The organism is Rhodococcus sp. YH1 (assembly GCF_009939605.1).
Taxonomy (GTDB): domain Bacteria; phylum Actinomycetota; class Actinomycetes; order Mycobacteriales; family Mycobacteriaceae; genus Rhodococcus; species Rhodococcus aetherivorans.
Genome location: NZ_WVTE01000093.1, coordinates 1 through 8,856, shown reverse-complemented (window position 1 = coordinate 8,856; position 8,856 = coordinate 1). Strand labels below are relative to the sequence as shown.

The window sequence follows — 8,856 nt, the reverse complement described above, 5'->3', positions numbered from 1 at the left end:
CCGAGGCTGCGCAGCAGCCAGGCCGGATCCAGCGGATCCGCGGAATAGGCAGCCACCAGGTCGAGCATCTCCCCGGCCTTGGACCCCGGGTAGGCGCCGCCGCCCTGCAGCATGACCCCGATCCGCGGGCGCAGGGCCTCGGAGTCGGCGATCGGGTCGAGCCCGAGGACGCGCACGGTGCCGGAATCGGGTGCGACGAAGCCCTCGCACATCTCCACGGTGGTGGTCTTGCCGGCACCGTTGGGGCCGAGCAGCGCGAGTACCTGGGCGCGTTCGACGGTCAGGTCGAGACCGTCGACCGCGGTGAGGTCGCCGAATCGCTTGACGACGCCCTCCAGGCGTACGGCGGGTGGCGCAGCGACGGGGGATCTCGAGGTCACGAGGTTCCAGCGTAGGCGCCGGGCGAATCGGCGGGACGCGGTGGTGCGTCCTCCTCGTCGCGCCAGGGCAGCCGGTTGCGGGTGGCGAAGATGGCCAGGCCCACGACGACGACCGTCGCGATGGCCGCCTGGACGATGATGAACGGCTGGTACTCGCCGCCGTTGGGCATGAGGATCACGCTCACCAGCGACGAGAACGCCACCGTGGGGAGCCGGAAGATCGGCCGGGTGGCCCACGCGGCCAGGGGGATCACCGCCCACAGCAGGTACCACGGCTGCACCACCGGGAACAACAGCACGATCGCGCCGAGGGACACGCCGAGCGCGCCGACGGGATGCAGCCGGCCGGTGAGCACCGCCAACATCATCCGCACCGTCACCAGCGCCGCGATCAGCGCGGCGACGGGCCGGGTGAGCGACAGGATCGCGGTGGTGTGGTCGCCGAGCCCGAGCAGCACCCCGGCCAGGCCGGTGCCCAGGCCGAGCAGCGTCGGGATGGACATCCAGCTGCGCACCTCGGTTGCGGTGCCGAGCGTCTGGGTCCAGCCGAAGCCGAGGCCGCTGCCCCAGCTGACCGCGCCCACGACGACGGCGGCGACCACGGCGAGCAGTGCGGCGGCGGCGGCCACGGCGCGCAGGGTGCCGCCCCAGCGGTGCGCGAGCGCCATCCCGACGAAGCCGAGGGCGAGCAACGAGGGGACCTTCACCATCGACGACAACGCGATCACGGCGGAACCGGCCAGCAGCCAGGCGAGTGCCCGGCCGCGCAGCGGCCCCGCCGGATCGGGCGTGTGGATGCCGCGCAGCGCGAGCTCGAGACCGGCGAGCATGAGGCCGAGCATCAGGGCCTCGTTGTGGATGCCGGCGACGAGATGGAACAGCAGCAGCGGGTTGGCCGCGCCGAGCCACAGGGCGCTGACGGAGGCGACGCCGCAGCGGCGCGCGAGCCGCGGCAGCGCCCACACGATCAGCGCGACCCCGGCGAGCGCGGAGACGCGGTGCAGGAAGACCCCGGCGACGATGTTCTCGCCGGTCAGGTCGGTGATGCGCTGCCCCAGCCACAGGATCGCCGGTCCGTAGGGGGCGGGGGTGTCGCGCCAGATGTTGGGCACGGTACGGGTCAGGACGTGGTCGACGCCCAGGGCACCGGCCGGGCCGATCCCGTACGGGTCGAGTCCGCGGGCGGCGATCTCGCTCTGCGCGAGATACGAGTACACATCCTTGCTGAACATCGGGGGTGCCACGATCAACGGCAGGATCCACAGCAGCAGCGTGCGGTCGAGCTGGGAGCGGGTGAGCCGGCGGGGCACCCCGTCCGGGTCGCGGCGGCCGATCGCGAAGCGGCCGAGCAACAGCCACGCGAGGACCACCAGCACGGTGCCGGTCATGGTGAGGGTCAGCGCGGCGCTGGGCATGCGCGCGGGCAGCCCGAGCAGGCGCAGACCCTGGACGGGATTCTGCAGCACCGGCTGCGCGCCGGCGCCGAGCGCGCCGACCGCCATGAGCACGGTGCCCGTCGCGCCGAACAACCGGATCCGGTGCAACTGGGTGGTCTCGGTGGCGTCGAGGCCGCGGCCCTCGAGTTCGTCGCCGTGCAGGATCGCGGCCACGGCCGGGTCGCCGCCGCGGCCGTCGAGTCCGAGGGCACGGCGACCGAGTTCCACGGCACGGGCTCCGAGGTCCGCGGCGCGGCGGCTCGGCGCCGGGCCGGTCGGGTCGGGTTCCACGGTGGGCGACGGCACCCGAGCAGCGTAGCGGGGCCGGGAACCGGGCCCCGCCGCAGTTAGGTAGGGCACCCTTTGTGGACCGGCCCGGGGAATTCCGTCACACTGGTGTTGTGAAAACGACGTCCGCTGCCCGGGTGCACGAGGAACGCGCAGGTCACACGCCTGTCGCCGCGTTCCCGGTCACCCAGGCGCCGGGCACGCACGAGGGCCAGACCCGGGCGGCGGTGGTGCAGCTGCTGCTCGAGGAGGGTCCGATCACGGCCACCGAGATCGGTGCCCGGCTCGGCCTGAGCGCGGCCGGGGTGCGCCGCCACCTCGACGCCCTCATCGACACCGGCGAGGCCCAGGCCGCTCCGCCGCCGCGGCGGGAGGGCCGGGGACGGGGACGGCCGGCGCGCCGATTCCAGCTCACCGCGGTGGGCCGGGCCCGGCTGGGACACTCCTACGACGACCTCGCCAGTGCTGCGATGCGGCACCTGCGGGAGGTCGGCGGCGAGGCCGCCATCGAGGACTTCGCCCGGCGGCGCGTGCAGTCCATCCTCGGCGGGGTCCCACCCGCGGAGTCCGGGAGCGCCACCGAGATCGAGGCCACCGCCGAGGACATCGCGGCGGCGTTCACCGACGCCGGGTTCGCGGCGTCGACCCGGCGGGTGGGCACCGGCGTGCAGATCTGCCAGCACCACTGCCCGGTCTCGCACGTGGCCGAGCAGTTCCCGGAGCTGTGCGAGGCCGAACGGGAGGCGTTCACCGAGATCCTGGGCACCCATGTGCAGCGGCTGGCGACCATCGCCAACGGCGACAGCTTCTGCACCACCCACGTCCCGGTGCTGCCGCCGGACATCGGCAAGACCTGAGCACGACCCGCTTCCCCCGACAGAGCAACACGTTGTCCGCCGGCGATCAGCCCTCGCCGGCACCGAACAAGACTCCGGAAGGAGCTCACATGACCGTCACATCGGATCAGGCGTCGGCCGGCACGCCGCTGACACAGGAGGAGACCATCGCGTCCCTCGGTCACTACGGCTACGGCTGGTCGGATTCCGACGCCGCCGGCGCCACGGCCCAGCGAGGCCTGTCCGAGGCGGTCGTGCGCGACATCTCCGCGAAGAAGGACGAGCCCGAGTGGATGCTCGACATCCGCCTCAAGGCGCTGCGCACCTTCGAGAAGAAGCCGATGCCGGTGTGGGGCTCGAACCTGGAGGGCATCGACTTCGACAACATCAAGTACTTCGTGCGCTCCACCGAGAAGCAGGCCGCGAGCTGGGAAGAGCTGCCCGAGGACATCAAGAACACCTACGACCGGCTCGGCATCCCCGAGGCGGAGAAGCAGCGCCTCGTCGCCGGTGTCGCCGCGCAGTACGAGTCGGAGGTGGTCTACCACCAGATCCGTGAGGACCTCGAGTCCCAGGGTGTGATCTTCCTCGACACCGACACCGGCCTGCGCGAGCACCCGGAGATCTTCAAGGAGTACTTCGGGTCGGTCATCCCGGCCGGCGACAACAAGTTCTCCGCGCTGAACACCGCCGTGTGGTCGGGCGGCTCGTTCATCTACGTCCCGCCCGGCGTGCACGTCGACATCCCGCTGCAGGCCTACTTCCGGATCAACACCGAGAACATGGGCCAGTTCGAGCGGACCCTGATCATCGTCGACGAGGGCGCCTCCGTGCACTACGTCGAGGGCTGCACCGCCCCGATCTACAAGTCGGACTCGCTGCACTCGGCAGTGGTGGAGATCATCGTCAAGAAGGGCGGGCACTGCCGCTACACGACCATCCAGAACTGGTCGAACAACGTCTACAACCTCGTCACCAAGCGCACCAAGGTCGAGGCCGGCGGCTCGATGGAGTGGATCGACGGCAACATCGGTTCCAAGGTCACCATGAAGTACCCGGCCGTATGGATGATGGGTGAGCACGCCCGCGGCGAGGTGCTGTCCGTGGCGTTCGCCGGCGAGGGCCAGCACCAGGACACCGGCGCGAAGATGCTGCACCTGGCGCCGCACACCTCCTCGACCATCGTGTCGAAGTCGGTGGCCCGCGGCGGCGGTCGCGCCTCCTACCGCGGCCTGGTCCAGGTCAACAAGGGCGCCCACGGGTCGAAGTCGACCGTCAAGTGCGATGCACTGCTCGTCGACCAGATCTCCCGCTCGGACACCTACCCGTACGTCGACATCCGTGAGGACGACGTGACGATGGGCCACGAGGCGACCGTCTCCAAGGTCTCCGACGACCAGCTGTTCTACCTGATGAGCCGCGGACTGACCGAGGACGAGGCGATGGCGATGGTGGTGCGCGGCTTCGTCGAGCCCATCGCCAAGGAACTGCCGATGGAGTACGCGCTCGAGCTCAACCGCCTGATCGAACTGCAGATGGAAGGGGCAGTCGGCTAAATGACTGCGGAAGCGAAGAACACCCCCACCGCCACCGGGGTGCAGGGAGCCGTGCGCTCGGAGAACGCCGCCGGGCCCGCGATCAAGACCGCCCGCGGGCCGGCCGTCAACAAGGGGGAGGTCTTCACGTCGTTCGACGTGAACGCCTTCGAGATCCCCTCCGGTCGCGACGAGGCCTGGCGGTTCACCCCCCTGCGCCGGCTGCGGGGCCTGCACGACGGCACCGCGGTCGCCGACGGCGCCCCCACCGTCGAGGTCACCCCCGTCGAGGGGGTGCAGGTCGAGACCGTCGGCCGCGACGATGCCCGCCTCGGCCAAGGCGGCGTGCCGGCCGACCGTGTCGCCGCCCAGGCCTACTCGGGCTTCACCACCGCCACCGTCGTCACCGTCGGCCGCGAGGTCGAGGTCACCGAGCCGGTCACGATCACCGTCACCGGCCCCGGGAAGGGGAAGGTCGCGTTCGGACACCTGCAGGTGCGGCTCGAGCCGTTCGCGTCGGTCACCGTCGTCCTCGACCAGCGCGGTTCCGGCACCTACGCGGAGAACGTCGAGTTCGTCCTCGGCGACAGCTCGCGCCTGAACATCGTCGCCATCCAGGACTGGGCCGACGATGCGGTACACGTGACGGCTCACCACGCCCGCCTCGGCCGCGACGCCGTGCTGCGGCACTTCACCGTCGGCCTCGGCGGTGACCTCGTGCGCGTGTCGCCGACCGTCAGGTACGACGCGCCCGGTGGCGACGCCGAAATGCTCGGTCTGTACTTCGCCGACGCCGGCCAGCACCTCGAGCAGCGCCTGCTCGTGGACCACGCGCAGCCGCACTGCAAGTCCAACGTGGTGTACAAGGGTGCCCTGCAGGGCGATCCGGGCTCCGGCAAGCCGGACGCGCACACCGTGTGGATCGGGGACGTGCTCATCCGCGCCGAGGCCGAGGGCACCGACACCTTCGAGCTGAACCGCAACCTGGTGCTCACCGACGGTGCCCGCGCCGACTCGGTGCCCAACCTCGAGATCGAGACCGGCGAGATCGTCGGCGCCGGTCACGCCAGCGCCACCGGCCGGTTCGACGACGAGCAGCTGTTCTACCTGCGTGCCCGCGGCATCTCCGAGGAGCAGGCGCGCCGCCTGGTGGTCCGCGGATTCTTCCACGAACTCGTCGAGAAGATCACCGTGCCCGCCGTCCGGGAGCGGCTCGAGGCCGCCATCGAGGCCGAGCTCGCCGCCGTCGGCGCCTGACCCCCACCCGTTCTCCCCATCTTCGCGAAGGAACCGTTACCGACATGTCCCCCGAGCAGAACGTCCTCGAGATCAAGGACCTGCACGTCCGCGTCGCCCAGACCGACGACAACGCCGAGCCGATCAACATCCTCAAGGGCGTGAACCTCACCGTCCGGTCCGGGGAGACGCACGCCATCATGGGCCCCAACGGGTCGGGCAAGTCCACCCTGTCGTACGCCATCGCCGGCCACCCCAAGTACGAGGTGACCTCCGGGTCGATCACCCTCAACGGCGAGGACGTGCTCGCGATGAGCGTGGACGAGCGGGCCCGCGCCGGCCTGTTCCTGGCCATGCAGTACCCCGTCGAGGTTCCGGGCGTGTCCATGTCGAACTTCCTGCGCACCGCCGCGACCGCGGTCCGCGGCGAGGCGCCGAAGCTGCGGCACTGGGTCAAGGAGGTCAAGTCGGCGATGACCGAACTCGACATCGACCCGGCGTTCGGTGACCGCTCCGTCAACGAGGGCTTCTCCGGTGGCGAGAAGAAGCGCCACGAGATCCTGCAGCTGGGCCTGCTCGCGCCGAAGATCGCCATCCTCGACGAGACCGACTCCGGCCTCGACGTCGACGCGCTGCGCGTGGTGTCCGAGGGCGTCAACCGCTACCAGGAACGCGAGCACGGCGGCGTGCTGCTGATCACCCACTACACCCGCATCCTGCGCTACATCAAGCCGCAGTTCGTGCACGTGTTCGTCGGCGGCCGCGTCGTCGAGTCCGGCGGCGCGGAGCTGGCCGAGGAACTCGAGACCAACGGTTACGTGCGCTTCACCCAGGCCGCCGCCGCGGCCGCGGGTGCCGACAAGTAAGGAGCAGTGAGCCGATGACGGTGCAGGTGCCCACGGTGGACGTCGCCCGGATCCGGGCCGACTTCCCGATCCTCGGGCGCACGGTGCGCGACGGAAAGCCCCTGGTCTACCTCGACTCCGGGGCCACCTCGCAGCGCCCGACGCAGGTCCTCGACGCCGAACGGGCGTTCCTGACCACCTGCAACGCGGCCGTGCACCGGGGAGCGCACGAGCTCTCCGAGGAGGCCACCGACGCCTACGAGGGCGCCCGCGCCGTGATCGCCGACTTCGTCGGCGCGGATCCCGACGAGGTGGTGTTCACCAAGAACGCCACCGAATCGCTCAACCTCGTCGCCTACGCCTTCGCCGACGCCCGGTTCCCGCGGCGCCTCGGGCCCGGCGACGAGATCGTCGTCACCGAACTCGAACACCACGCCAACCTGGTGCCCTGGCAGGAACTCGCCCGGCGCACCGGCGCGACGCTGCGCTGGTTCGGCGTGACCGACGACGGCCGCATCGACGTCGACTCCTTCGAACTCACCGACCGGGTCAAGGTCGTCGCCTTCACCCACCAGTCCAACGTCACCGGGGCCGTGGCGCCGGTCGAGGAGCTGGTACGGCGCGCGAAGGCCGTCGACGCGATCGTCGTCCTCGACGCCTGCCAGTCCGTGCCGCACATGAGCGTGGACTTCCACGCGCTCGGCGTCGACTTCGCCGCGTTCTCCGGCCACAAGATGTTCGGCCCCTCCGGCGTCGGCGTCCTCTACGGCCGCCGTGAGCTGCTCGCCGACGTGCCGCCATTCATCACCGGCGGCTCGATGATCGAAACCGTCACCATGGAGGCGTCGACGTTCGCGCCGCCGCCGCAGCGCTTCGAGGCCGGCTCGCCGATGTCGTCGCAGGCCGTCGGTCTCGGCGCCGCGGTGCGGTACCTGCAGCAGATCGGCATGGACGCCGTCGCCGCGCACGAGCACGAGCTCACCGCGGCGGCCCTCGCCGAACTCGCCGGCATCGACGGCGTGCGGATCGTCGGCCCCACCACGGCCGAGCAGCGCGGCGGGGCGGTGTCGTTCGTCGTCGACGGCATCCACGCGCACGATCTCGGGCAGATCCTCGACGACGAGGGCGTCGAGATCCGCGTCGGGCACCACTGCGCGTGGCCGCTGCACCGTCGATTCGGGGTCGCGGCGACCGCCCGCGCCTCCTTCGCCGTGTACAACACGCTCGACGAGGTGGCCGCGCTCGGCGCGGCGATCCGCCGGGCCCAGGCCTTCTTCGGAGCGCGCTGATGCGGATGGAGCAGATGTACCAGGAGGTCATCCTGGACCACTACAAGCACCCGCACCACCGGGGTCTGCGCGAGCCCTACGGCGCGGAGGTGCACCACGTGAACCCCACCTGCGGCGACGAGGTGACGCTGCGGGTGCATCTCGCCGACGACGGCACCGTCGCGGACGTCTCCTACGACGGGCAGGGCTGCTCGATCAGCCAGGCGTCCACCTCGGTGCTCACCGACCAGGTGATCGGGGAGCCGCTGGACCGGGCCCTGGCCACCGTCGACGCGTTCGCGGAGATGGTCGGCAGCCGCGGGACCGTCGAGGGCGACGAGGACGTACTCGGCGACGGCATCGCCTTCGCCGGCGTCTCGAAATACCCGGCGCGCGTGAAGTGTGCGCTGCTGGGCTGGATGGCCTTCAAGGACGCCGTCGTGCAGATCGCCGACAGCATCCACAGCACCCACAGCACTCACAGCACCGCACCCGTAGCCCGCGGAGGACAGAACTGATGACCGAACCCGTGACCCCGGCGGACGAGACCACCGCCGCAGCCCCGGACGCGGCTCCCACCCTCGACCCCGAGCGGTTCGAGGAGCTCGAGGAGGCGATGCGCGACGTCGTCGATCCCGAGCTCGGAATCAACGTCGTCGACCTGGGCCTGGTCTACGGCATCACCGAGGACGACGAGGCCGTCACCATCGACATGACGCTCACGTCGGCGGCCTGCCCGCTCACCGATGTGATCGAGGACCAGTCCCGCAACGCTCTCGTCCGCAGCGGCCTGTGCGACGAGCTGCGCATCAACTGGGTGTGGATGCCGCCGTGGGGGCCGGACAAGATCACCGAGGACGGTCGCGAGCAGCTGCGCGCGCTCGGCTTCACCGTCTGACGCGGCCGGTGACCCGGCCCAGCTCCCAGGCGCCCCCGGATCCGGGGGCCGGCAGCTCCCCGGATCCGATCACCGCCCTCGAACACGAGTTCATGGCGCTGATGCGCCGCGGCCGGGCACAGATGGGGGAGCGG

Annotated in this window: 9 protein-coding genes; 7 read left to right on the top strand and 2 right to left on the bottom strand. The window is 71.0% G+C overall.

Features of this window, described 5'->3' with window-relative positions:
- Both AIIKEEIJ_RS09095 and mptB read right to left on the bottom strand, forming a co-directional pair.
- Nucleotides 1-380, bottom strand: a 380-nt coding sequence (locus tag AIIKEEIJ_RS09095) for an ATP-binding cassette domain-containing protein (RefSeq protein WP_161995497.1), incomplete at its 3' end; no start/stop codon positions are given.
- Nucleotides 377-2,122, bottom strand: coding sequence for a polyprenol phosphomannose-dependent alpha 1,6 mannosyltransferase MptB (gene mptB, locus AIIKEEIJ_RS09090; protein WP_029543646.1), 1,746 nt, complete (start codon nucleotides 2,120-2,122; stop codon nucleotides 377-379). The genes AIIKEEIJ_RS09095 and mptB, both read right to left, overlap by 4 nt.
- A 59-nt stretch (nucleotides 2,123-2,181) precedes the next feature.
- Between mptB and AIIKEEIJ_RS09085 the strand changes: the two genes are divergently transcribed.
- The 7 genes from AIIKEEIJ_RS09085 (at nucleotide 2,182) to AIIKEEIJ_RS09055 (ending at nucleotide 8,722) form a co-directional block, all read left to right on the top strand.
- Nucleotides 2,182-2,961: a helix-turn-helix transcriptional regulator gene (locus AIIKEEIJ_RS09085; RefSeq protein ID WP_006939260.1), complete on the top strand. Its 780-nt coding sequence runs from the start codon at nucleotides 2,182-2,184 to the stop codon at nucleotides 2,959-2,961.
- Between the two features lie 89 nt (nucleotides 2,962-3,050).
- Nucleotides 3,051-4,496 (top strand): Fe-S cluster assembly protein SufB, encoded by a 1,446-nt coding sequence (gene sufB, locus AIIKEEIJ_RS09080; protein ID WP_029543648.1) that lies wholly within the window; start codon nucleotides 3,051-3,053, stop codon nucleotides 4,494-4,496.
- The gene (gene sufD / locus AIIKEEIJ_RS09075; protein ID WP_161995496.1) at nucleotides 4,497-5,732 is read left to right on the top strand and encodes a Fe-S cluster assembly protein SufD; all 1,236 of its coding nucleotides are present in this window, start codon (nucleotides 4,497-4,499) and stop codon (nucleotides 5,730-5,732) included.
- Nucleotides 5,733-5,776: 44 nt separating this feature from the next.
- Nucleotides 5,777-6,577, top strand: coding sequence for a Fe-S cluster assembly ATPase SufC (sufC, locus tag AIIKEEIJ_RS09070; protein WP_006939265.1), 801 nt, complete (start codon nucleotides 5,777-5,779; stop codon nucleotides 6,575-6,577).
- A gap of 14 nt (nucleotides 6,578-6,591) precedes the next feature.
- Nucleotides 6,592-7,845: a SufS family cysteine desulfurase gene (locus AIIKEEIJ_RS09065; RefSeq protein WP_161995495.1), complete on the top strand. Its 1,254-nt coding sequence runs from the start codon at nucleotides 6,592-6,594 to the stop codon at nucleotides 7,843-7,845.
- Nucleotides 7,845-8,342: a Fe-S cluster assembly sulfur transfer protein SufU gene (gene sufU, locus AIIKEEIJ_RS09060; RefSeq protein WP_161995494.1), complete on the top strand. Its 498-nt coding sequence runs from the start codon at nucleotides 7,845-7,847 to the stop codon at nucleotides 8,340-8,342. The genes AIIKEEIJ_RS09065 and sufU overlap by 1 nt, the downstream gene beginning before the upstream one ends.
- Nucleotides 8,342-8,722 carry a metal-sulfur cluster assembly factor gene (locus AIIKEEIJ_RS09055; protein WP_006939268.1) on the top strand — a complete coding sequence of 127 codons (381 nt, stop codon included), beginning with the start codon at nucleotides 8,342-8,344 and terminating at the stop codon, nucleotides 8,720-8,722. Before sufU ends, AIIKEEIJ_RS09055 begins: the two co-directional genes overlap by 1 nt.
- Nucleotides 8,723-8,856: the final 134 nt, after the last annotated feature.

Bases quoted from the DNA above. Each gene is read 5' to 3' on its own strand.
- sufD (WP_161995496.1), top strand. From the start codon at position 4,497: ATGACTGCGGAAGCGAAGAACACCCCCACCGCCACCGGGGTGCAGGGA.
- sufC (WP_006939265.1), top strand. From the start codon at position 5,777: ATGTCCCCCGAGCAGAACGTCCTCGAGATCAAGGACCTGCACGTCCGC.
- AIIKEEIJ_RS09065 (WP_161995495.1), top strand. From the start codon at position 6,592: ATGACGGTGCAGGTGCCCACGGTGGACGTCGCCCGGATCCGGGCCGAC.
- sufU (WP_161995494.1), top strand. From the start codon at position 7,845: ATGCGGATGGAGCAGATGTACCAGGAGGTCATCCTGGACCACTACAAG.
- sufB (WP_029543648.1), top strand. From the start codon at position 3,051: ATGACCGTCACATCGGATCAGGCGTCGGCCGGCACGCCGCTGACACAG.
- AIIKEEIJ_RS09055 (WP_006939268.1), top strand. From the start codon at position 8,342: ATGACCGAACCCGTGACCCCGGCGGACGAGACCACCGCCGCAGCCCCG.